Origin of the sequence: Algoriphagus hitonicola, assembly GCF_900113375.1 — a bacterium.
Lineage (GTDB): Bacteria > Bacteroidota > Bacteroidia > Cytophagales > Cyclobacteriaceae > Algoriphagus > Algoriphagus hitonicola.
Genome location: NZ_FOPC01000016.1, coordinates 20,890 through 43,087 on the forward strand (window position 1 = coordinate 20,890; position 22,198 = coordinate 43,087).

General features: G+C 36.3%; 19 protein-coding genes. 1 reads left to right on the forward strand and 18 read right to left on the reverse strand.

Going from position 1 to position 22,198, the window contains the following annotated elements:
• The first annotated feature begins 1 nt into the window (after position 1).
• Positions 2-1,036 carry a hypothetical protein gene (locus BM043_RS17280; RefSeq protein WP_092793956.1) on the forward strand — a complete coding sequence of 345 codons (1,035 nt, stop codon included), beginning with the start codon at positions 2-4 and terminating at the stop codon, positions 1,034-1,036.
• A 106-nt stretch (positions 1,037-1,142) separates the two neighbouring features.
• On the opposite strand, the gene BM043_RS17285 is transcribed toward BM043_RS17280, so the two are convergent.
• From BM043_RS17285 to BM043_RS17370, 18 genes are all read right to left on the reverse strand, one after another.
• Positions 1,143-1,997, reverse strand: coding sequence for a beta-keto acid cleavage family enzyme (locus BM043_RS17285; RefSeq protein ID WP_092793958.1), 855 nt, complete (start codon positions 1,995-1,997; stop codon positions 1,143-1,145).
• A gap of 87 nt (positions 1,998-2,084) precedes the next feature.
• Complete coding sequence (locus tag BM043_RS17290) at positions 2,085-2,795, reverse strand: DapH/DapD/GlmU-related protein (RefSeq protein WP_092793960.1); 711 nt, start codon at positions 2,793-2,795, stop codon at positions 2,085-2,087.
• A 103-nt stretch (positions 2,796-2,898) separates the two neighbouring features.
• Entirely contained in the window at positions 2,899-3,813 is a 915-nt protein-coding gene (locus BM043_RS17295; RefSeq protein ID WP_092793962.1) for a class I SAM-dependent methyltransferase, read from the reverse strand.
• A 22-nt stretch (positions 3,814-3,835) separates the two neighbouring features.
• Positions 3,836-4,720, reverse strand: coding sequence for an NAD-dependent epimerase/dehydratase family protein (locus tag BM043_RS17300; RefSeq protein ID WP_092793964.1), 885 nt, complete (start codon positions 4,718-4,720; stop codon positions 3,836-3,838).
• On the reverse strand, positions 4,717-5,931 hold the full coding sequence (locus BM043_RS17305; protein ID WP_092793966.1) for a glycosyltransferase family 4 protein: 1,215 nt from the start codon (positions 5,929-5,931) through the stop codon (positions 4,717-4,719). Before BM043_RS17305 ends, BM043_RS17300 begins: the two co-directional genes overlap by 4 nt.
• A gap of 1 nt (position 5,932) precedes the next feature.
• Entirely contained in the window at positions 5,933-7,795 is a 1,863-nt protein-coding gene (asnB, locus tag BM043_RS17310) for an asparagine synthase (glutamine-hydrolyzing) (protein ID WP_092793967.1), read from the reverse strand.
• Position 7,796: 1 nt separating this feature from the next.
• Positions 7,797-8,579, reverse strand: coding sequence for a glycosyltransferase (locus tag BM043_RS17315; RefSeq protein ID WP_177188511.1), 783 nt, complete (start codon positions 8,577-8,579; stop codon positions 7,797-7,799).
• Positions 8,580-8,832: 253 nt separating this feature from the next.
• On the reverse strand, positions 8,833-9,966 hold the full coding sequence (locus tag BM043_RS17320; protein ID WP_143189570.1) for a phenylacetate--CoA ligase family protein: 1,134 nt from the start codon (positions 9,964-9,966) through the stop codon (positions 8,833-8,835).
• Between the two features lie 157 nt (positions 9,967-10,123).
• Positions 10,124-11,332 carry an O-antigen ligase family protein gene (locus tag BM043_RS17325; RefSeq protein ID WP_218144163.1) on the reverse strand — a complete coding sequence of 403 codons (1,209 nt, stop codon included), beginning with the start codon at positions 11,330-11,332 and terminating at the stop codon, positions 10,124-10,126.
• A 242-nt stretch (positions 11,333-11,574) separates the two neighbouring features.
• Positions 11,575-12,636: a glycosyltransferase gene (locus BM043_RS17330; RefSeq protein WP_092793974.1), complete on the reverse strand. Its 1,062-nt coding sequence runs from the start codon at positions 12,634-12,636 to the stop codon at positions 11,575-11,577.
• Complete coding sequence (locus BM043_RS17335; RefSeq protein WP_092793976.1) at positions 12,614-13,756, reverse strand: glycosyltransferase; 1,143 nt, start codon at positions 13,754-13,756, stop codon at positions 12,614-12,616. Before BM043_RS17335 ends, BM043_RS17330 begins: the two co-directional genes overlap by 23 nt.
• A complete protein-coding gene (locus tag BM043_RS17340; protein ID WP_092793978.1) occupies positions 13,749-14,912 on the reverse strand; it encodes a glycosyltransferase family 4 protein in 1,164 nt (387 codons plus the stop codon). The genes BM043_RS17335 and BM043_RS17340 overlap by 8 nt, the downstream gene beginning before the upstream one ends.
• Positions 14,913-16,289, reverse strand: a complete 1,377-nt coding sequence (locus tag BM043_RS17345) for a CDP-glycerol glycerophosphotransferase family protein (RefSeq protein WP_092793980.1) — start codon at positions 16,287-16,289, stop codon at positions 14,913-14,915. It abuts the gene before it with no gap.
• 6 nt (positions 16,290-16,295) lie between these two features.
• Entirely contained in the window at positions 16,296-17,375 is a 1,080-nt protein-coding gene (locus BM043_RS17350; protein ID WP_092793982.1) for a glycosyltransferase family 4 protein, read from the reverse strand.
• A gap of 2 nt (positions 17,376-17,377) precedes the next feature.
• Complete coding sequence (locus BM043_RS17355) at positions 17,378-18,388, reverse strand: glycosyltransferase family A protein (protein ID WP_092793984.1); 1,011 nt, start codon at positions 18,386-18,388, stop codon at positions 17,378-17,380.
• Entirely contained in the window at positions 18,366-19,298 is a 933-nt protein-coding gene (locus BM043_RS17360) for an NAD-dependent epimerase/dehydratase family protein (RefSeq protein WP_092793986.1), read from the reverse strand. Before BM043_RS17360 ends, BM043_RS17355 begins: the two co-directional genes overlap by 23 nt.
• A 4-nt stretch (positions 19,299-19,302) precedes the next feature.
• Positions 19,303-20,400, reverse strand: coding sequence for a glycosyltransferase family 4 protein (locus tag BM043_RS17365; protein WP_092793987.1), 1,098 nt, complete (start codon positions 20,398-20,400; stop codon positions 19,303-19,305).
• A complete protein-coding gene (locus BM043_RS17370) occupies positions 20,400-22,196 on the reverse strand; it encodes an ABC transporter ATP-binding protein (protein ID WP_092793989.1) in 1,797 nt (598 codons plus the stop codon). Before BM043_RS17370 ends, BM043_RS17365 begins: the two co-directional genes overlap by 1 nt.
• Between the last annotated feature and the right edge of the window lie 2 nt (positions 22,197-22,198).

Consider the following 22,198-nt stretch of genomic DNA (forward strand, 5'->3'; position numbering starts at 1 on the left):
AATGCTGATTAAAATATTTAATAAAATACGAAAGCTGAAAGGAAGATTTTTTTTCAAAAACAAGAGCTTTGAAAAAGAAAAGGAAAAGGTCTTAATAATGATCTTTAATCCAAAAATCAATTTTAGAACGATTTTAAATCTCAGTTACCATCTTTACGAAAAAGGATTAGTTACATATTTATTTAGCATTTCCCCAAAACATTATATCAATTACCTTGAATTGGGTGAGAGTCAAAGATACATCAAGTTCTTCCCATTTTTTCCTGTTGGAAAAATTCAAATATTCACAGATTCATCTAAGCTTAGTGAGCTCTTTAAAAACATTAAACTTATAAAGCCGATCACTTCGGCAAAACAATACAGTTTACCAAACGCAATTCCTTATTTTCCCTACCCTGATTCATTGATAGCATTCGGTCAATACGATTTAAAAAGAAAAAGGGCTCCCAATAAGCCCTATGTAATTACCTTCTTCGGAAATCACCGAAGCCCTGAATATGGAAAGTTTGATAGTTTTTTAATGGATAAATTTAATGTAGTAGGTAGACAGTCTACAGTTAAATATCTTTTTGAAAAGTACGATGACCAGGAAGTCTTTTACCATCAAGGTATAAGAAAGATTCAACTTAGAGATAACCTTGTCCTAAAAATCAACTACAATGTTTTTAAGATAGATCCTCAAAGGTACCTGAATGAATTAACGGACTCTGACTTCTTTTTAAGTCTTCCCGGCGTCATCATGCCCCTTACACATTCAATTATTGAAGCATCCCTTTTAGGAAACATCCCTGTTGTCAATTATAACAGCTATTTCTCAAATAAATTGGACGATACTAATTCTTTGAAATACGATTCTTTTGAATCTTTAGAGGAAGTTTTTGATCAAATAGATCAAATGCAGCCTTCCGAAGTTTTTGGAAAAAAGATTAAACTAATTCAATCCATCCATGAATACCTTGACTTTGACTTTTCCAACCAAAAGGAATTTTTAATCACCAATGAAAACCTGGATATGCTAAAAAAATTTGAAGCTTAACATCTTGGCATCATCACTCTTGCCAGACATTAAGCTTCAATACTCTAGTGCGTCCTTACTTGACACTTAAACTTAGGATTACATTTCAGGGCTTCATTTCAAAATTTTAATCAGTGACTTTTCTCCTGTTATAAAAGCCCAATTCACCAAACTCTTTGGCAGAAAACAGTTCTTTTCCCGCCATGAGAATCAGATCATGGGTTCGCTTTACCAGATCTACATTTTTGGAAAGCCTTTCCCTTTTGTGATCCCACCAGATACTGTCTTCAATACCAATGCGGACTCCTAAGCCCATCGCAACAGCAGCCATAGATATAGGCAATTGGTAGTCTCCAAGACCAGCAAGGGAAACAAAATGGTCATCTGGAATTTCCTTTAAAGCCAAACCGATATGACTGAAATCCGGCTGGAATCCGGCAATGTTTCCAAATAAAAGGTTCCAATAAAATGGTCCCTCAATAATTTTTTTCGAAATTAAATATTTACCGTAATTGACCATACCCAAATCGAAACATTCAAGCTCGGGGACTACACCAAAATCATTCATTTTTTGAGCTAAAGACATGATCATATCTGGAGCATTCATAGAGGCCTGTCTGACAAAATTCAAAGAGGACAAAGTCAAGGAACACATGTCAGGCATCAATTCGATCACTTCGGACCTTTTCTCAAATTCCGGAAAATTTCTTCCTGAACTGCTTCCACAGATCACTAAATCAGGACAATGTTTTCTGATTCCCTCAAAAATCTCTCTATACATGGATTTGTGATAGGTAGGTGTTCCATCTTCTTCTCTTACATGCAGATGCGCAATTGTAATTCCTACTTCATAGGCTTCATGCGTTTGTTCAATGATCTCACTTGGTGTAATGGCTACAAAAGGTGTCATATCTTTCGTTGGAACCATTCCTGTAGGACAAAAATTGATCACTGTTTTATCCGGATAAGTAGTATTCTTCATTTGTATTTTAGGTTATTTATTCAATAATATCAATTATCAGGTGGGCTTCGATTATAAAAGCAAAAATGTCTTTAAAAATACTCAAATTTAAAGTTTGTTTTCTTTCACAACCTTGCATGGATTACCAAATGCAACAGAATTTGTTGGTATATCCTTTGTCACAACGCTTCCAACTCCTATAATGGAGTTTTCTCCAATTTCAATATTGTCCCGAACCACAGTGCCAGAACCTATGATACAATCATCTCCAATTTTTATCTTACCCGACAACACCACTCCTGGATTGATATCGCAAAATTCTCCAATATCATTGTGATGACCTACAGTCACCCCCCTTTTCAGATATGTTCCAAAACGGATTTTTGATTGGGGTCCAACAGTTACGCCGGGCTCCACAAAAGTTGCATTTTCAAGTAACGAAGCAGCGGAAACGTATGAATTAGGCATGACCAACTGAACAAATTGTTCCCTACTCACCCCATAATTCTCTTGGAAGAACTCGAAAACCAATCTCTTCGTCCTCCCTCCTGCTGTTCCAAAAAAATATTTATCCGTTTGAACATTATTTAATTCAGCATGATCTAGAATAGCATAATCTACCTTCTTGACAGGTAAAAACGGTTTAAAATCTACAGCAATATTCGTATAAAGATTAAAATATTCTATCTGATACAAATGCTCTAAGGCATCAAAAATCAAGGCAACAGAATCTTGGGAAACCCCTAATAACTTTATCTGATTCATATAAACTTCATCATTGAACTGATTCTCTCTATTCTTCTCTACTGATGTTCGCAAAACAAAGCCCTAATCTGCGCGAAAACAGGTGCACTTTTTACCCTAAAGTAAAATCTAAGATAACTTTTATTTATTTATCACCCTGATACGTGTATTGCTGTCCTTATCCGGCTTTTTGTTGCTTTTGGATAATGACTTTAGATCCAAAGTAATAATTTAGGTTCACAAGCTTTCCAACTTTCTTTAAAAGGTTGTAGGTAAGCTTACTCCTGTTCCCCTTTTTATTGGTTTTAATATTATACCATACATCCATATCCGGAAAATATTCCATCCTTGATGTTCTAATTTTACCTTTATGAAATTTTTTGGCTTTTCTTTTAAGCCAACTGAAAGAAACATAGTCATGGAGAACAGGAGGATAAGGCCATGAAGGGTCATGAATTTTCAGTCCAAAACCAAAGACTTTAGCAATCGGTACTTTAATAAATCTCGGCAACCAGTGAATCAGGTATTTGCCGGTATCATGGGAATCCTTTAAGGTCCACCTGTTTGGAGTACTAATGAAAAGGCAACCACCGTCACTATTTACAAGTGAAAAGACCTTTTTAAAACATTCTTCCTGATCCCATGAAGGAATATGTTCCAGCACTTGAATAAACAATACTACATCAAATTGCTTTGAAACCTTCTCAGGATCAATTTCAAAAACATTCTTATTTAGAATATTGACGTTTTTAATACCCAACTCATCAAGCCTTTGCTTGGTCAATTCAACACCACCATTATCAATGTCCCAAGACTCCAAGTACTTACATTTATTTGCCAATTTCCAGGTCAGGTTGCCATCCCCACAGCCAAGTTCCAGAACAGAGGCATCTTTAAGGTTTACAAAAAACTGATCAATCATATCCAGCTCTTCGGAATAGTATTCATTTGACTCTCTGAATGGAGGGTTGGAAATCAACTCTTCAAACTTCAGATTACTCTCCTCTGCCCCTTCGTATTGCCCACTGGTATGCCAACGATAGTACTTTTTATGAAAATCAGAAGATAAATTTTGAAATGTTTTAAAATTCATAATGTAGGTTATTATTCGATATTCAATTTACGTTATTAAGAAAATTTGATCCATCCGTATTCCAATTCAGGTCAGAGTTCGCCTTTTTACTGCTGAAAGTAAGGCTTTTTGTAAGCTTATCCAGGCTATATGTATTGAGGGGAAACATTGGAAACAGATCACCTAATTTTGCTAAAATAGAAAAAAAGCCAAGTGGAATAGAAAAAATTTTCTTTGAGTATTTTTTCGCATAGTATTCTTCTATTTCTGATAATTTGGGGTTGGGCTTAGAAACTAAATTATATACTCCCGGTATACCTTTTAAATTGGTGAAAAAAACTGCTGCATCTTGCGCCGAAACAACAGACTTTTCAGCATCTGAATTACCTATCCGTATATAATATCCTTTCTTTATCGCATTTTCCATTTTACCCAGATTCCCTGGAGCATCTTCACCGAAAATCAAAGGCAGCCGAAAAATGTAAAGATCAATATTATTTTCCTTTGCCCAACACTGAAGAAATTTCTCAGCCGCTATTTTACTTTTAGCATAGGGACTATCCCCATTCAATGGGCTTGATTCATCTATTTCCAATCCGGTATCAAGCCCATAAACAGCTACTGTGCTGATGAAAATAAAAGTTTTTGGTCTATGCACCAATCCCTTGACCAAATTCACAGTACCCTGGAAATTAACATCTGAAAACTCCTGTTCTTCATCTGCCATCTTGGGAATCATATGAGCTTTTCCTGCTGCATGGATGATTAAATCATATGCAGGAAGTTCTGGGCTTTCTAGGCTGAGATCACAAGAAATATCATTGATCTTCGACCTTCCAATGGTTTGGATCTGGTGGCCTGCATCCTGAAATGCCCTATGAATAAATCCTCCGAAGAATCCTGTACCTCCTGAAAGTAAGACTTTCATTTTCCCAGAATATTTGAAAGATACCCTAAATATTGCACTGCCAGTTTATCCCTATCAAAATACTCCTGGGAAACCTTAAAGGCATTTCTTGAGATCATCTCCCTATCTACTGGCTGATTGGCCAAATAAATCATTTTCTTTGCAAATTCTTGGGCATTACCTGGTTCCACATTGATTCCACAGCCATTTGTGTCTATCAAGTCTTTTATCCAACCTCTTGTTGTTTGGATAATCGGTACTCCAGCGGCAAATGAATCAAAAATTTTATTCGGACTGCAGGTATCCTGCACGGGATTATCTAAAGTTGTAAACAAGGTACTTATTGAGGCCTGTACCCAAGCAGGTAAATCAAGCTTTGGCTTAATCCCTAAAAAATATACGTTTGACAATTCTTCTTTCTCCTTTCTGTTTTCAAGCTCGCTACGCAAAGCTCCCTCTCCTATAAATACAATCGCAATCTGACTTCCTTCTTCAGTTTTAAGTAGCTCGGATGCCACATCTAATAAAAAATGTGGATAATGAATAAAACCAAGAGAACCTATATGCGTAAACAGGTATTTCTGTTCGATTTTTAACCGTTCTTCCTTTTTCAATTCTACATCTCCAGAAAATAGATAGTTATCAGAAGCATTCGGTATCACACCTGTTTTACTTTTGAGGGAATCATCTTTTGCAATCAAAAAATCCCTTTGACCTGGGGAGGCAGAAACAATGAAATCAGCATTTCTGTAAAGAGCACTCTCAAATTTAAGAGCTATGCGCTTGAGAACCTCTGATTTGAGAAGTCCCATCTCAATGGCTCCTGCTGGCCACAAATCTCTGATTTCCATTAAAAAAGGCTTTCTTCTAAACCATTTTGCCACGAGTCCTGGAATACCTATGGTTATTGGCCCCGAACTACAGACAACGATGTCATAATTGAGTCTTAGGCTGTAATAAACAGCAACAAGGGAGAAGGTGACAGCATTCAATACCCTTTTGAAAAAAGAATCCCTATTGGAATCTGCCAAATCAATAACAATGAGATTGATCCCATCAATTTTTTGCTTGCTGATAAAACCTGATGCCCGGATATCAGACTTTTCATAAGGAGAGGTGACCACAGTCACTTCGACTCCTTGGTCAACCCATCTTCTGGTCAGTTCATATACCCTAGTGCTCCAACTTCCTTCGGGTGTGGTAAAATACTGGTAGAAAAAAAGTATTTTCATTTTAGGCTGTTACCAATGAATTTTTAAACTGCACATCATACCACAAAGAGTAGAAGAAAAGCTGTCTCACAAGGCCATAGTTTTCTTGTGGATTCTTTTTAAAATCTGAAACGAGTTTATGGATATCCAATGCTTCGAACAAACCAATTTTGAATAAAGGAGAATCGGGAAGCTCTTCAAGTGAAGTTCTGAATTCTTCATTCTCAATAAAATACTTGTACCAGGGTACTGAAAGCCCAATTTTTGGATGATTGGTGATATACTCTGGAAGCTTTTGGCCAATGGTATCAAAGATCAGCTTTTTACCCTTTCCCTTGGTTGAAAAAGCAGAATCGGGAAGAGAACAGGCCCCGACCACAAGGTTTGGGTCCAGGAAAGGATCCCTGCATTCTATAGAAGCACCCATGGAAGTTCTGTCATTTCTGTCATTTAGGGTCTGCAAATGGGTATGCTGCTCTAGGTAAAGCAACTGCCTCAATCTATTGTTTGGAAAATATTTTTTTGCCTCCTCCAATGTCTTCACCCTGTATTCAGGGAGAATATTGGAAAATACAATACCCAGTGATTCCAGGTCTTTGAGAAATATTTCATTTGCATTGGTCATTAATTGGAAATCTTCATTTTCAACGCCCAAATACTTTTTAAGCTTTTCAATCCTGGGATTTTTGCTCAATCCACTTGGCATGTATTTGATGTACTTCAACAAGTTGTACCGTAGTCGGTTGTCATGAACTTTATACCGGACATAACCTCCAAAAACCTCATCAGCTCCTTCTCCGCTTAAAAGTACAGTAACCTTTTCCTTGGCTTTTTGGGCCAACCCCAACAAATGGCCATCCTGTAAATGAGTTAATGGCTCGTCACTGAAATAAATTGCTGACTTTGTCAGGTCCATTAATTCCGAAGAGACGAATTCAAAAGTATTGAAATCAAATCCATATTCTTTTGAAAGTGCTCTGGCTTGGTTCTTTTCATCGAATTCATAGTTGCTGAAACCGATATTCCAGGATGAGATTCCTTTAAATCCCTGATGGTATTGGCTGAAAAGCACACTGGAAGAATCAAGCCCCCCTGAAAGCAAAGTCCCGACTGCAACATCAGAAATCATTCTATATTGAATACTTTGGTGAAAAGTACTCTCGTACCACTCATTAGGATGATTTATTGTAGGGTGCTTTTGAGCCTCTTCTCCCAAATGAAACCACCTTCTTCTGGATTTTACTTCCCCGTCAAGGTCTAAAACAAGGGTATGGCCTGGCAAAAGTCTTTTTATTCCTGAAAAGACCGTGTTTTCGCCTACAACATATCGATAGAAAAAAAGCTCACTGAGGACCTCATCATTGATGCCTTTTTTGACAGGATATTCAAAGATCGCTTTTGGCTCACTGGCAAAGACAAACTTTTCTTCATCATTGTAAATAAAGAGAGGCTTTACCCCAAACCTGTCACGGCCAATCAAAATCTCACCTTTCTTTTTATTAAAAAATGCAAAGGCAAAAAAACCATTCAACTTTGAGAGTACACTTTCACCTTCTCTGATCAGCAAGTGCATCAGCACCTCAGTATCAGAACTGGTTTTAAAACGGATCCCTCCTCCCTCCAGCTGGGGGTAAAACTCTTTGAAATTAAAGATTTCACCGTTGAATACCAGTACATATTGGTTGCATTCCGAAATAAAAGGCTGGTTGCCTCCAGCAGAAAGGTCCAGGATGGAAAGCCTCCGGTGTCCCAAGGCTAAATTCTCATTGAGATAAATATCCCCACTGTCGGGACCTCTGTGAATCATCACATCAGTCATTCTCCTGATATTTTGACTTTCTGCAGCTTTCTTGTCTTTATTGATGTAACCTACTATTCCACACATGCTACTTACTATTTACCAATGAGATGTACTTCTGAGAAATTATTTTAAAATTTTTGTGCTGACTGACATTTTTTTCTATAAAAGTCCTGTTATCTACCAAAGCCTTATCAAAATCAACAGTATTTTCCATGTAATAAATCAAGGCATTAGCCAGGCTTTCAGCTGAATCCGGGGGGACCAACAGACCATTTCTCCCATTACTTATAAAAGCCCGTGTTCCAGGCAAATCCGAAACAATGGGAAAACAACCTGAAGCCATCGCTTCAAACAGCGAAGCAGACACCCCTTCTGTCTGTGGGATAGAAACGTAAATATTAGCTTTTGAAAGCCAAAGCGGCAATTCCTCGTTTTTGACAACACCTAAAAAATCAATATACGAGGATACGCCCAATTTATGAGCCAACTCCTTGCTTGACTCAAGCAACTCACCTCCACCAACAAAAATAAACTTGATCTTTATCCCTCGTTCTTTTAGAAGAGCGATGGACTTAATAATGACCTTATGATTATAGTAGCTCTTAAACGACCTGGTTACTATGGCAATATGTTCTTCATTTTGGGTTTTTCCAGATGTTGAAAACGTGAAATTTTCCAAATCTATTCCTTTGGGTAAGATCATGATCTTCGAAGGGATTGCTTTATGCTTCAACATAGCAGGCACCATGACATGGCCCCAAGCATGGATTAAATCCGCCTTTTGATACACCTTTCTTTTTAAAGCACCTTTTATAAGCTTGGATAAAAATGTTTCAGGGTACACATCTGTTATTCCCTGCTGGGCCACCACCAATACTTTTCTTTTGGTAAACAAAGAGAAAAATCCATAGCTTGTTGATCTTTCTGCCAACACCAAATCAAAAACTGTCCTCCTTTTCTCTAGTAATTCATAAGAAAATCTTATTGAATTGAAAAGGCGTCCAAATTTACTTTTGGCTGCAGGAATCTCAAGGGTTTCAATCTGGCAGTCTAGGTATGCGCTGATACCCTTCAGCCAGGTTTGGGCATCTGCCCTGAAGGTCTCTCCAAGAAACAGCACCTTAACTGACTTCTTGTTCATGCTGCTCCTCATTGAGATGGTTTATAAAATCCTTAAGTTTCCCTCTCACCGATCTAAAATTATCATTTATAACTAACCTCAATTTAATATCTGGACAGTATTTGGCAAACTCATTTGTTATCAGCTCTTCAACTTTGGGTTCCAAAGGCTTTTTGAACCAGATCTCCATTTCTCCGATTTTATATTGGTGAGCTTGGTAGTCAATTTTCAAACCTTCATTGAAAAATAAATTCTTAAACACATAGTACAGAATAAAACTGGGATACCGCTTTTTCTCACTTAATAAATTATGTCCTATCCTCCCTGATATTTCTTCGACAATAGGATGCTTCATTCCACAAGGACACTCAAAATCCTCACTTTTCAACTTTACAAAATCTCCTAAACTATAACGGATCACTGGAAATGAATAAGAGCTAAGATTGGTGACCAATATGCCTTCATTTGGATCACTCTCCAAAATGACACCTTCCATGTTTATATGCATGTTACCATGCGGGCATTCAAATGCGATCAGTCCACTTTCAGCTGCGCCGTATTCGCTGATAATTTTTTTGCCAAATACTTTGTTGGCAACCTCTTGATAGTGGGGGTAGATCATTTCAGATGTACCTTTGACCATTTTAAGATGGGTGTAAGTCTCCCCTTGCTTTTCAAGCAAGAGAGCAAATTCATAAAGCATGGAGCTGTATCCTTCAATAAAACTAAATTTATCAAGCTTTCCATAAATTTTTTCACGGACTAACTCATCATAATCAAAAATCCTTTTCCTATTAACAAGGGTATCTAAGAACCTGATCTTTCGCTTTTTTAAGGCGCTTTTGTTATACCCCCAAAAATATAAATTCGGCTCCCAGGGCTGCACATCATGCCATGAATAGCTTCTCAACTGAACTGCCCGGTTAAAGGAGTCCCAATTTTCATCTCGATAGAAGGTGAGAATCTGACCTGATGAGCCGGAAGTCTCGCATAAAAATGTTTTTTTAAATAAACTTCGTTCAACCTGGACCTTGCTATTCTGATCGATCAGATGATGTTTAAAAGTAATCGGAATATATTGAAGATCCTTAACTTTAAATTCATGCAAATTATCATAACCTGCATTTTGAAGCAACTCCCTATAATAAGGAGAATGCTTAAATGCAAAGCTTAAAAGGGACCGGAGCTTTTCTTCCTGCAACTTAAGCAGGTCTTTCCTGCTCCATTCTTGCGAGGCTTTCAAACTTCGGAGGTGACCTGCCAAGCTAGGATTTCTCCAAGCCTGCCCAAGCTTATAGACTAACTTTTTGAAGTTCATTTTTTCTCAGAGGCCGGTTTACAACCCGGGATTTCGGTTTTTTCTGACTAGAAACTATTGATACAGAACCTAAAGCAAAAAAAAGCGGTGTTGTAAATGTCCTAGTGGCGGAATGGAAAGAGGTAAATAAGGACAACACCAAAAAGGAGGCAATGATGGATTTGCTGATTTTTTCCCTTGCCCTGTTTACCCGGACAATGGCAAAAATAAGAATGATCAGAAAAATCAGCAGTCCTATCATTCCATGGTCAGCTAGTAGCCTTGAGAGTTCAACGTGCGGCGCAATCCCTTTAAACTGATCCCTCAGGTAAACAGAGGCTGAGGCTCCTGCTCCTAAAATTGGATATTCCATCCAAACATCCAGATCCTCTAAAAACATGTCAGACCTATTGGTTGTAAGCTTATTTAATGTTTTTTCTTGGCCGCTTAAAGTGCCTTTAGTTTCTCCTTTGTACCTTAAAAGTAACATGCCACTTGTAATATAATTTGCCACAAAAAAGAAAACTGTCAAGAATAATATGACAGGCAGCACAAATCTTTTAATATTCGGAATCTTTAAGTTCACTCTGTCTTTTGCTTTTAGCTTTTGTATATAAAACAGAAACACAAAAACTGCCAAAAAAGCACCTATCATTCCTCCCCTACTGAAAGTCAACAAGCCCTGAATTACAAATAATGCTAAAAAAAGAATATCAAGAGCCCGATTTTTGGTTATTCTAAAATCCAAAATCAAGGAAACTGAAAAGATAAAGGCTCCAATACCTAACACTGTTGCAACTTGATTTGATCCAAAGCCTCCCGCTGTCAAGAAATTTGCTCCCAAATCAAATTCTGTTTCTCTGAGATCTGGGTTTTTAATTATTGTAAATGCTAATACAGAAATACAAGGATAAACTAGTAATTTAAACCATCTAACAAACCTAATTAGAGAAACCCTTATTGTGGAAAGGAATATAATACCAAGTGCAAGGTTAATCATTCCCAATATATTAAATCTCAAGTCGCCGAAGCTCACCATTCCACTTTGGTCTATAAAAAAGGAGGGAAGTAAAAGTATCAACAGCAATAAGCCAATCTTACCTCTAGATATTTGATTGAAATTCAAGACTATTCCAACTACACACAGTAAAAACATGATATACTTTCCCAACTCATAAGGAATAAATGGGTCGGCATGTGCCATTCTGGAAATCAGTTCCAAGGAAGTAGTATATATCATTACCTCAGCAATCAAGAAACCTCTGAATCGTTGGTTTATCTTGAAAAACTGAAAAAACTGTAACATAAAATAGATGTACAGCCAGAGAATAACTGGGATGGAAGACAACACGCACAAGAGGCCCAATACCACATGAATCACAAGCCAGTGGCTTGAGTATCTTGGCAAGAGCATAGAATTAGGGTTTAATAAATTCACGGGATTTTTTAATTCAAAAATTTAAAATAAGCGCTTAAAAATGATTTCTCGCTATGCTTGCTAATAACTTTCTTATAGAAATTTTTCACACGCTTTTCTCTCGCGTCCGGATTCATACAGACATCCAACATTTTTTCGGATATATCCTTAGGATCATTCACTTTGACCAAAGAGCCATTTTCTCCACCCTCCAGTAATTGGACACATTGACCTACACTGCTAACGATGACAGGGATTTTATGAATTCCAAATTCCAAAACAGACATGGGCAGACCTTCGGCATCAGAAATCAAAATGCCTACATCCGTATTTATATAATAAGGCAAAAGGTCAATCCGGGGAGCTTCTATTACAATAAAATCCATTAAATCCAACTCTAAAATCAATGCTTTGAGCTGCTCAAAATAGGCCTGATCATCAACTCTTCCTATCATTGTCAAGTTGGCATCCACTCCTTTCTGCCTGACAATGGCAAGGCCCTTGATCAGGTCAAAATGGTTTTTGGGCTTCTTGAAATTGGCCACACAAAGAAACCTGTTAACCGGGCATATATTTTTCTCATAATTAGTTTCGGCTACAAAGTTTTCTAGGTAAACAACTTTTACTCTCTTTTCAAAAACACCCTCAAAATATTGTTTCAACTCCTCATTTACAACAACACATCCAAACAAGCTAGACTTGAAGCGCTGCAAAATCTTCAGGCGTGAGCTAGCAGATGAATCCGCAATAATTCCACCATAATGTTCATGGTAAACAAGCTTGATATCAGGGATGATTTTTTTTATCATAATAGCCCAAAATACGGAAGTTGCATGTGCATGGATAACAGCAGGTTTACTGTTCTTTACAATTTTCAACAATTTCCAAAAACTTAAAATATCTAAAGTGGATTTTTTATCCAATTCATAATAATCTGTTTTGTTGTTGAGAAGGGCTAAAAGTGGTCCTGATTTTCTGGTTGACACCAAAATATTGCTGATGTCTTTGCTAGACAATGCATTGGCGAAATTGACAGCAAGCTTTTCCATTCCTCCGAAATCGAGGCTATCAATTATTTGCAATACTTTCATTGAGTTTTTTTAATGCTGCATCAAAGCGTTCCAATGTATAATACCTTGACCAAATAATCCCTTGTTTACTTATTTTATCAAATTCTTCCTGGTGTTCAGTGAAAAACTTGATCTGCTCAGTAATTTGACTGTCATCACCTTCAATCAAAAAACCTCTTTGCCCTGCATCCCCCACCATCTGCTCCACACAGCTTACCTTCGAAGTAAATGGGACACAGCCCCAAAACATGCTTTCAGCAACAACTTTTGGCCATCCTTCAGACTGGGAAATAAAAATCAGAAAATGCGAGTTTATAAATTGCCTGATTACCTCTTCTGAAGTAACATTCCCTAAAAGCTGAATATTTGCTTGCAATTCAAAATTAACAATCAACTCTTCCAGTTTTGATTTCATTGGCCCATCACCACATAAGACAGCTTGAACTTGATATCCCTCGTTTAGAAGCTTTTTTGTTACCTTTATGATCGTTTCCGGCCTTTTTTCCTTAAAAAGTGCTCCTACATATATCAACTTTATACAGTTTGATAAAGAAGATTTTTCAACAGATTTAGTCTGTGATTCGGTATAACTGGCAGTAAAAAAAGGAATGATGTTTTTTGAAGAATGGGAAAACTCACCATATACGAGTACTTTTAAACTTGGATACAAAAATACAGAATTTAAAAGCTTTCTGTGGATTTCATAGGATAATGGCTGATTGGAGGCTGGATCCCAGTTTCCGGCATATTTTGCAATTGCTTTTTTATTTCTGAAAAAAATCAAAGCTAATAACCCTAGAAATGCCGTATGGGAAGGGCACCTAAAATGGATGACTTCGGCTTTAAAAAAATTAAGCACTATAATAAAAAAAATATAGAAGGCTGAAAAAAAAGATCTTACTGTAGCTATAGGGTTGCTAAAATTCAATGCTGGAATAGTAACAAATTTGATGTGATTCCCCTCTAATTTAATATCAATAGGTTTTGGGGAAACACCTGCTGCACTTAATGGGGCTAGTACAAAAACAGAATCATAATACTTTGACCATAGATTCATCTCCTTAATATAGGGACCATAAGCGTAAAAGGCCCCATCATGAAAAACATGCTCCACGTCAGTGAGCACCAAAAATCTACCCATTCCTTACCCCTTTTACTTGTCTATAAAAATCCAAATTGCTATTAAGTAGTGTATGGGGATCAAATGCTTGGTTCACAAATGTTTGGGCATTTTCACAGATTTTCCAAAATTTGTCATCAAATCCCATATTCAATACCTGAGCTAATACTGTTTTTAGCTCATCCACCTTGTTTGGATCAGCCACAAAACCATTTTCTCCATGGCTTACAAGCTCTTTACCAGGCCCCAAAGAGGTATACACTACCATAGATTTTGTCGCCATGGCTTCAGAAACAACCAAACCCTGAGTTTCCATGAAAGAGGGAAAAACACATACATGGGACTTAGAAAAAATGAGTGGAAGCTCCTGATGAGCCACTGGGCCCATAAAGAATACATTTTCAAAATAGGATTCTGGAAAATATTCCATAAGGTGCTGCTGATATGATTTCCCATCAGAGAAAAACCACTCCCTGCCATAAATTTTCAACTTCAGTCCAGGGAATTCATTTTTGAGTTCATTGACTGCGTGAATCAAAGGCTTGACTCCTTTTTTTTCACACACAGTCCCTGCAAAAATAACCTCGAGTTTATTTTTCTTTATTTGCTTTTCTTTTAAAGAAAATTTATCGAGGTCTATCATGCCAAATATTTTTCTGATAGGCCTGTCACCAAGTTCGAAAAACTTAAAAGTGTGTTGCCTTACATAGTCAGAAACAGCGATAAAGGCATCTGCTTTGCCAAAGGAAACTTTTTCCTGATAGCCCTTCCAAAAATTAATTTTTCTTTTCTCTGCTTCTGCAAAAAAGTGGTGTCCTCCATGAAGCCTAATAACATAGCTGATGTCTTTGTTCTTTCGGACAAAAGCCAAATCCAGTTCGGGGGCTTCCAGAATATCTATCGGGTCCTCCCTGTGAATGGCATCAATCGCTTCATTTAATTTCTTCATATTTTCCCACCATCCCACAAACCTGAATGAGGATCTTCCGACCCTTACAATTCTCAGGCCATCAACAAATTCAGTCTGGGTGGATCCAGCAGGATAAACTCCAACGATTGAAACTTTGATTCCCTTTTGAACCAGCAATTGCGTGAAGGTCTTCAAAAAGAAACCTATTCCTCCTACCTGAACAGATGGGCTACCGGGAAATTCGTGACAAATAAAACAAACGTGCATTTATCCCAAACTTTGGATTCTCTCAAAAATCTGTTCTGAAGCATCTCCATCTTTATAATGTGAAACTACCCTGTCAAGCCAATCCTGTCGCTGCCCTGCAACTTCCTTCCCATTCCGAAGGCATAAATTGATTTTTTCTTCAATTTCATCTTTGTTGTGAATCCAAACCACAGCATTGAAGCCTTCCATGGACCGAAAATGATGAAACTCATAGGTTCTCTTTGGACTCCATTCTTTGTTTGGGCCGACCGCATAATTCAAATAAAGTGCAGGTTTATCCATTACGGCAAAATCAAGTGCCATAGTGGAGCCCAAATTCACTACAGTTTTACAATGGAAAACCAGATTTACAAGGAGCTGTACATCTTCATAAGTTGGATAATATTGATTCCAGGATTTCCCTCTTTTCCAAAGAGGTGCAATATGATGGATATTTGAATGCTTACTTAGAATAGCGTCATATCTCTCAGTTCCTTCAACTGGAACCTGTCTAAAAAGAATCTGAACACCCGTATCATCTTTCAAGGCAGATGCCACATCTCCCAAGTATTCTTCATCATAAGGAGAGGTTCTTTTATCATCTCCCGAAAAACAAATCCACTGTTTATCCGGGTCTAGGCCATATTTGGAAGCAAAATTCTCTCTTGACTTCAGAAATTCCCTTCTGAAGTAAAAACCAAATTGGGGTGTACCTGTAACATGCACGCTGGAGGCTTTAATCTCCGGATAAAACTCCATGAGTTCCTTCTTCATGTAATGTGACCAGACAAAGTAATAGTCGGTACGCATAGGCAACCTGGCTTTTGGAACGTTGTCCCAGGAAAATATGGATGTAACGGTTTTTATTCCCAAGGATTTGGCAGCTTCAAGGGCAATCCCTGCATACAAAATCCTTTGATGGGTGCAAAAAACAACATCAGGTTTTTCCCTTTCCAGTATTTCTCTATATTGCTTAAAAGCCGATGTGTGATGCGTGTTCTTAAGGACAAACCTATCCAAAGCTTGTCTCAAGCGATCATTCAAAAATAAATCAGGAATGAATTTTTCAAGTATACTGACTGATTTAGCAATTTTATCTTTTCCGGAATCCCAGTTGTCTAAAATCGTAGGATTGGAAAAAGACTTCGCATCTAATTTTAGTTTGATTAAAGTGGACATTTCCCTGATCACTCTGATAAAAAGGTTTTCTTCGAAAGTTGGAAAAAAGATTTCCTTGAATTCTTTCTGGTGGATTTTCTGGGAGATTCCCAGGATTTCAGGGTCTAGGTTATGCCAGATAAGGATTTCATGACCTCCTTCTGCCAGCTTTGAAAGAACATTGGAATAGAGATAATTCCTTACCCCAACACCATCGGGAATCAAAAAACAGACTTTCATGACTTTTTACAAAGCATTTAAAAGACCATCTCTCCATCCCTCATAAGGAAATGTATCCTTAAGCTTAGATCCTTCTGGTTTATATTTTTTTATTTCATTTTGGAATTTAAAAAAAGTATTTACCCAATCAGAAACAATATTAGGGTACTCAACAAAAGCTACACCTTCGAGATCCTTATATAATTGTTTCATGTTTCCTCTTTTAGGAACTAGTACATAGTTTCCACATTTATAGGCTTCTGCTAAAGCAAGCGGACCACCTTCCTTCATTAAGGTAGTAAGAAAAAGAACATCAGACAATTGCAAGTATTTTGGAACATCGCTATGAGCTACTCGACCAACATTAATAATTTTCGGGTTCGTAGTATTAATTTTTTTCTTACTTCCAATTATAAGTACTGAAATATCATTTTGTACTTCTAGAATTTTTTCAGCTGCTTTAACAAAGATATCGATGCCTTTTTCGGGTCTATCATTAGCAAGCCATGATATAACCAAGTCACCTTCGCTAATCATATATTTACTCCTAAGTTCCGATTTGATGGTTTTAGGTACAGTAAAAAAATGATCATTATCAACTCCAACAGGTAAAATTATTACTTCTGGAGAAAAAGCATGGTTTTCTTCAATAGTAGCTAAATAGTTGGCGTATCCCATAAAAAAAACTTTAGAAACTTGATCGAAAACACTTTTTTCAGCTTTAAAACGAAAACCCCAAAAATCAAAAATTAATTCAACATTTTCCTTTTTAGATAATCCTGATTCAACTATTGCTTTTAATAAAACAATATCATCTATTACCACTAACTTGAACATATCAGTTTTATTGATTATTTTCTTTAATGTTTCTAAATAATCTTTAAAAACCCACTTCTGGCGTGCCATATTTTCAAAAAATCGGCTTCCCTTAGGCCAATTTCTCTTTTTACAGAATAAAAATTGAGAATTTTCAGATTCAGTTGGAGACAAAACAAAATCAAAAAAATCATTATGCTCATTTAAAAACTTATTGTAATGGTTGGTCCAACTTCCAATTTGTTTACAGGGTAAACCGATATTTGAGATTAAAATTCTTTTTAGAGCCATGATTAGTATTCTTTAGGTATATTATAAATTTTTTTAAATAGAAATGAAAATTTTCCAAAGAAGAATCTAGAAAAAAATTTACTTAATCTTCTTTCAAAGTTATTTAGCCTCCTTGATTTAACATAAATATTAGATAAAAATTCATTTGATTTTTTAACTTCTTCATCATTGAAATCATTCATCCAAGGTTCCAAAACATTACCAAGATGATAAGCATAGTTTTCAAGTGTGGCTAGTCTTAAAAACCCTCCAACATCATTTGGAATATCAATATAGGTTGCTTCGCTTCCTCCTGATATTTTAGTATCGGAAGGTTTGTTTGGGCTAGAGTAAAAGACCTCTTTCCTTAAAGTCGCAACAAAATGCCCACATCCCATGACAGCTTTTTTCCCACTATTATTATTTACAACCAAATAATTACGAAGATGACAGGGTTTGTATAATGAAGAACCGATACTTTGCTCAAACATACAAAGTGCATTTGGGTTTCTAACCTTTTCAAAACTCAGTTTACCCTTGAACAAACCATAGAAAAGTGTTGATGCTGTATAATAAGAAAAGGCTTTACTGCTAGGAACTGGAGAAACCATACCAGCTTCTGGGAAATTATTGAATACTTCTTCAACATTTTGTTGCCAACCCTGCAAAAACATAACATCTGCGTCACTTATAGTATACAACAAACTTTCAGTACTTTTTACAACAGCATTTATTGCATTAACCTTACCAATATTTACTTTAGAATTTAGAATCTGGTCAAATCGATCTTCCTGATTGTATAGGTTAAGAAGGAACTCTTCTACTTGTTCACATGAGCCATTATTAAAGACAGAAATTCTTACAGAGTTATTAGTTGTAGAAAAGAGAGATTTTAGACAAATCTTAAGTATTTCTAATCCATCTTTAAAATAACCTATATCTAGGTTTGGTATATATACAGGAACTATAATTCTATGGAGACAAGTTTTAGAAATTTTAGATTTCTCTTTCTCAGGATTGTTTCCTATTCTCATACTCTTTGATCATTATTTTCAAACCCTCTTCCAAAGGAATCAGGTTTCGGTTTAAAATCCGTTTCATCTTGGAATTGTCCGGACAACGCCTGGTCATATCTCCTGCTGGTAAAGGCGGAAGATGAACAATTTTCGATTTTGAACCAGAAACATGGATAATCATATCTGCCAATTCAAGAATTGTCATTTCCAAATCACTTCCCACGTTGATAACCTCATTCAAGGCTTCATGGGAGGAAATTGAATTGATACAGGTCTGAATATTGTCATTTACAAAACAGAAAGACCTGGTCTGACTACCATCTCCATAAATTTCAATAGGTTCATTGTTCAGGGCCTTCTTTAGAAATCTGGGCACTACAAAGTCTTCGCTTTGGTTAGGGCCATAGGTGTTGAAAAATCTAAAAATGGTAAACTCCAAACCAAATTCCTGATAGTAAGACCTGCAGTAGGCTTCCCCTATGTTCTTTACAATTGCATAGGGTAACTTAGAATTCAAGGGGGTAGTCTTTTCATTTTGAGGAATTTCAAAAGGCTCTCCATACACTTCTGAAGAACTGCTGTAGAAAACTCTTTTTACTCCGGAGTTTTTACAAAGTTTAAGCACATTTTCTATTCCTTTGCAATCATTGAGTACTTTGAGTGGATTATCCAAAGTTCTTTGAACCCCTACTACTGCGGCATAATGAAAAACATAATCAAATTGAAACCTACCAAAAATCACACTTATATCACTGAAATCATTTGCATCAGCTTTGATAAAAATAACGTTTTCCCTTTTTGGAACTTTCTCTATTGAACCCGTAGACAAATTATCGACAATGACAACAAAGTTATTCTCATCCTTGGACAAAGAATCTGCCAATGAGCTACCTATGTTACCTGCTCCTCCTGTAATTAATACTACCATAAATTTAATGGGTTAAAATTTGTAATATTTTTCTTTCCAAAACCTGTAAAGAAAAACGATCTAAATATACTTCTCGCAGCCCTTTTTTTAGTTCGACGATTCTTTCATCTTCCAAGGAAACCAACCACCTCATTTTGTCAAGAATACTTTCGGGCTTGTGATCCTTAAAAAACAAGGGCGAGCCCGGTATCCTGTCCGGCATGGAACCTACCCTTTGTGTTAGCAATAGTTTCCCCGCCGCCATTGCTTCAATTGCATTTAAGGGACCGGATTCTTCACTGGAGTTTATAATCAAACAATCAATATCCCTGTACACCTCAGGTATTTTTGCATTTGAAACGTAAGGGTGAATTTTGACATTTTTTAGATCTAAATCCTTAATGATACCTTCATAACTTCCCTGCAAATGCCCTTCGCCATATAGGTGTAATTCCTTTTCAGGAAAATACTTAAAAACGCCAATGATTTCTTCAAACCTTTTGACTTCCAGAAACATCCCTAAAAGCCCAAATTTTTGTAATCCACGGGTAATCGGAATTTCCAAAAGTCTTTTCTCCAATAACGTCGCCTGATCTAGAAAGAAACTCGGAAGTCTCAAGTTCAATTTTGCAGTAAGACACTCTGAATGAAAAATGTAATTTCTTTGCATTTGAGAAAGCAAGGTGTCCTTTTCAATGTTCAAGTTATTTTGAACCAAGCCTGTAAACCTCAAAAAAATAGGTAGATCAATTGCAGAATTAAAAATTTCTCTTTCCCTTGAAGTGTCCTGAATAAATAAGACTAAAGCATCATGATTTAAGGCAAATTTCTCCCATTCATTGCTTTGAAACAGTGCTTTTCTCTTCTTCTCAAAAAAACGGGACAACCAAACTCTTCTTAACAAAGACCTAAAATTGGAGAATAAATTGATCCAGCTTCCAAAAATCAGATCTATTGCTTCGGTTTCTTTGCATCCTGCAAAATAATTTGATGCATATAATGAAGAAAATATACTGACCTTATAGCCATTTTTCAAAAGAATCTGAGCCCACAGGTTGACTTCCTCAACTCTTCCTCCTATGTATTTTTGATTTAAAGGTGCTACTAGACAGATCTCCTTCATCAAAACTTTTGCAGGTTAATCATGGCTTTAAAATCATCATTGGAAGCAACCATCTCATCAAAGGTTCCACTGCCTTTTATTTCTCCGTTTTCAATATAAAATATGTTTTCAACGTCTTTTACAGTGCTGAGTCTATGCGCGATTATTATAATGGTATATTTCCCTCGGAGACTATCAATATTCTCCTGAATAATCTTCTCAGAAGAGCTGTCCAAAGCAGAAGTTGCTTCATCGAACACTAATAATTTCACATTTTTAAATAATTCTCGGGCAATAGAAATTCTTTGCTTCTGTCCACCGCTCAAGTTTTTACCACTATCTCCTAAGAAAGTGTGGATTCCATCTGGCAAATCCGCCACAAAACTTTTTAAATTTACCATTTCAATAATTTCCATGACACGGGACATGTTCTCCTCATTGACTTCTGCCCAAAAGGTTATGTTATTGAAAATACTGTCGTTAAAAATAACGTGTTCTTGGGTTATGTAACCTACTTGGCTCCGAAATTTCCGCAAATCTATCTGTGATCTATCAATCCCATTAATAGAAACTTTCCCACCCTTAGGATTAAGCAAACCAACCAAAAGATTAACTATTGTAGTTTTCCCTCCTCCACTTGGGCCCACAAATGCATTTGTAGAATGATTTTTAATAGTTAAGGAAATATCCTTTAGAACCTTTTCACTTGGTGAATCGTAAAAAAATGAAACATTTTCAAACTTAAGATCAAAACTATCAAGAGCCAAAGTCTTGTTTGCATAGATCTCTTTTCCATTGCTAAAGTCTTCCAGAATTTCATTTCCAGCCTGGATTCCACCATAATTTGAAATAAACTGCTGCCATGCGCTTTGTACATTCATGATGTAATTCATTGCCCTGTAAAAAAATATCAAACTCAAAATAATGGTCGCCAAAGGATCATCAAAAAGATAGAGCTGGATAATAATAACCAAGACTACTATGATAATAATAATAGGTTCTCTGGTACTGTTCAAAATGGCATTGTACATGCCCATTTTCTTTTGACTAGCTTCAATGTTATCTACCACATTTGCAAGTTTTTTTTTGTAACTTGAAATGGTTCCAGTGGCTTTTAGATACTTGAAATAAAGAACAGCCTGAATTAAAAAACTTTGAAATTTATGTGATAGTCCAGTTATATCAACACTTACCTTTTCGGTTAATTTGAATAGGAATTTATAAATAAAATTAGAAAGAAAGCCCCCTATACTCACAAGCAAGGCAAAATTAAAATTCGTAAGAAATGCCAAAACAATATATACAATCAGCATAACGAGAAACTGGATTGTATTGAAATAGGCAATGAAGGCAGAGGTAATTTTATAAACTTCTCCTGATAAAGTATTTTGAATTTTACCAGCATCAAGCTTAAGGAATTTTTCAAATTCAAGGTCATTTATACCTTCAATCATCTGATACCGCAGCTTTTTCACAAATAACACCTGAAGTGAAACTTTATAATAGTTCTCAATAAATTTAAAAATACCTTTAAAAATAAAGACACTGGTCATAAAAACAAGAACAAAGTTAATTGTCAAATCCAAATCAAATTTAACCATAAACTCCACTAAAAAATCCAATTCACCCAATGAATTTTTAGCCTGCATAATATCCCCATTAGCGGCAACTTCAAACAAGGGAATGAATAATGCTATACCAAAGCCATCCAAAAGACCTACAAGAAAACTAAGAAAAATCACCAAAAAGATCCTGTAACCTAAATAGGAATAAAAAAACAGGAAGTATTTAGAATTTACTAGGAGATTTTTAACCATGA

Excerpts from the sequence above, each read along its gene's own strand:
- BM043_RS17300 (WP_092793964.1), bottom strand. The coding sequence starts at position 4,720 with ATGAAAGTCTTACTTTCAGGAGGTACAGGATTCTTCGGAGGATTTATT.
- BM043_RS17335 (WP_092793976.1), bottom strand. The coding sequence starts at position 13,756 with ATGGGTAGATTTTTGGTGCTCACTGACGTGGAGCATGTTTTTCATGAT.
- BM043_RS17345 (WP_092793980.1), bottom strand. The coding sequence starts at position 16,289 with ATGAAAGTCTGTTTTTTGATTCCCGATGGTGTTGGGGTAAGGAATTAT.
- BM043_RS17330 (WP_092793974.1), bottom strand. The coding sequence starts at position 12,636 with ATGAAAGTATTGCAAATAATTGATAGCCTCGATTTCGGAGGAATGGAA.
- BM043_RS17365 (WP_092793987.1), bottom strand. The coding sequence starts at position 20,400 with ATGAAGGAGATCTGTCTAGTAGCACCTTTAAATCAAAAATACATAGGA.
- BM043_RS17355 (WP_092793984.1), bottom strand. The coding sequence starts at position 18,388 with ATGAGAATAGGAAACAATCCTGAGAAAGAGAAATCTAAAATTTCTAAA.
- BM043_RS17370 (WP_092793989.1), bottom strand. The coding sequence starts at position 22,196 with ATGGTTAAAAATCTCCTAGTAAATTCTAAATACTTCCTGTTTTTTTAT.
- BM043_RS17325 (WP_218144163.1), bottom strand. The coding sequence starts at position 11,332 with ATGGCACATGCCGACCCATTTATTCCTTATGAGTTGGGAAAGTATATC.
- BM043_RS17305 (WP_092793966.1), bottom strand. The coding sequence starts at position 5,931 with ATGAAAATACTTTTTTTCTACCAGTATTTTACCACACCCGAAGGAAGT.
- BM043_RS17285 (WP_092793958.1), bottom strand. The coding sequence starts at position 1,997 with ATGAAGAATACTACTTATCCGGATAAAACAGTGATCAATTTTTGTCCT.
- BM043_RS17360 (WP_092793986.1), bottom strand. The coding sequence starts at position 19,298 with ATGGTAGTATTAATTACAGGAGGAGCAGGTAACATAGGTAGCTCATTG.
- BM043_RS17295 (WP_092793962.1), bottom strand. The coding sequence starts at position 3,813 with ATGAATTTTAAAACATTTCAAAATTTATCTTCTGATTTTCATAAAAAG.
- BM043_RS17350 (WP_092793982.1), bottom strand. The coding sequence starts at position 17,375 with ATGGCTCTAAAAAGAATTTTAATCTCAAATATCGGTTTACCCTGTAAA.
- asnB (WP_092793967.1), bottom strand. The coding sequence starts at position 7,795 with ATGTGTGGAATAGTAGGTTACATCAATAAAGACAAGAAAGCTGCAGAA.
- BM043_RS17340 (WP_092793978.1), bottom strand. The coding sequence starts at position 14,912 with ATGCACGTTTGTTTTATTTGTCACGAATTTCCCGGTAGCCCATCTGTT.
- BM043_RS17280 (WP_092793956.1), top strand. The coding sequence starts at position 2 with ATGCTGATTAAAATATTTAATAAAATACGAAAGCTGAAAGGAAGATTT.